The organism is Brachyspira catarrhinii (assembly GCF_005518285.1).
GTDB classification, from domain to species: Bacteria; Spirochaetota; Brachyspiria; order Brachyspirales; family Brachyspiraceae; genus Brachyspira; species Brachyspira catarrhinii.
In genome coordinates this window covers 1-1,357 of record NZ_SJDU01000512.1, presented here as the reverse complement: position 1 = coordinate 1,357, position 1,357 = coordinate 1, and the positions used below count along the sequence as shown (strand labels likewise).

Genomic DNA, 1,357 nt, shown 5'->3' with positions numbered 1-1,357 from the left:
TTTAACGAAAGCTCGCCTGTCATAGCCGTATCGTTTCTTATAACTTTATTCATTGCCAAAGATAGCAAAGCCGTAGCCATAGTTATTCCCGCCGAAGGACCGTCTTTTGGAGTCGCTCCTTCGGGAACATGCAAATGAATAATCGCGTCCGAAAAATAATCTTCCGAAACTCCGTAATTTTTAGCGACACTTCTGACATAACTGTAAGCTATTTGAACGCTTTCAGTCATAACCTCGCCAAGTTGTCCCGTCATATTTATCGAACCGCCATCTTTTTTTTCGGCTACTTTTATCGATTCTATTGTGAGAGTCGCTCCGCCCATAGATGTCCAAGCGAGTCCGATTGAGTTCCCCGCTTTATTAGCTCTTTCCGTCAAATCGTTTGTAAATATAGGTTTTTTCAAATATTTTTCTATATCTTTTGAATCTATATTTATATCGTAAGTTTTTTTATCTTTTTCCACTATATCCGCCGCGATTTTTCGGCATATTCTTTCGATTCTTCTTTCAAAATTACGAACTCCCGCCTCGCGCGCGTATCCGTTAATAATATATTCTATAGCTCTATTTGTGAATTTTATATTTTTTATATTCAGTCCATGAGCTTTAATTTGCCTTGGAATAATATATTTTGAAGCGATTTTTAATTTTTCCTCCATAATATAACCCGAAAGTCTTATAATCTCCATTCTATCGAGCAGAGGAGAGAGAATAGTATCGAGAGTGTTTGAAGTCGTTATAAAAAGTATATTCGACAAATCGAAAGGCAAATCCAAATAATGGTCTCTGAAAGCCGAATTCTGCTCTGGGTCCAAAACCTCCAATAACGCGCTCGAAGGGTCGCCCTGATAACTCATTCCCAATTTATCTATTTCGTCAAGCATCAAAACGGGATTTTTCACTTTAACTATTTTTAAAGCCTCGATTATTTTTCCCGGCATAGCTCCAATATAAGTTCTTCTATGTCCTTTAATTTCCGCTTCGTCTCTCATACCTCCAAGCGAAAATCTAAAAAACGGTCGCTCCAAAGCTTCCGCAATGCTTTTTCCAATAGAAGTTTTGCCGACTCCCGGAGGTCCCACAAAACAAAGTATTGAAGATTTTTTATTCGGGTTTAATTTGCGAACTGCTAAAAATTCGTAAATTCTTTCTTTAACATCTTCGAGTCCGTAATGGTCTCTATCCAATATTTTTTTGCTTTTATTTATATCTTTTCTTTCTTTAGCTTCATCGTTCCATGGGAGAGAAAATAAAGCGTCCAAATAATTTTTTGAAACCGTATATTCGGGCGAATGATTATCGATAGTCGATATTTTTTCTATTTCTTGTTCCACCATATCGGTATAACGAGCGTCTC

The 1,357-nt window shown here is 37.1% G+C and carries 1 protein-coding gene; it reads right to left on the bottom strand.

What is annotated here, in order from left to right:
- The coding region (lon, locus tag EZH24_RS11950; protein WP_137999299.1) for an endopeptidase La at window positions 1-1,357 on the bottom strand (1,357 nt) is incomplete at both ends.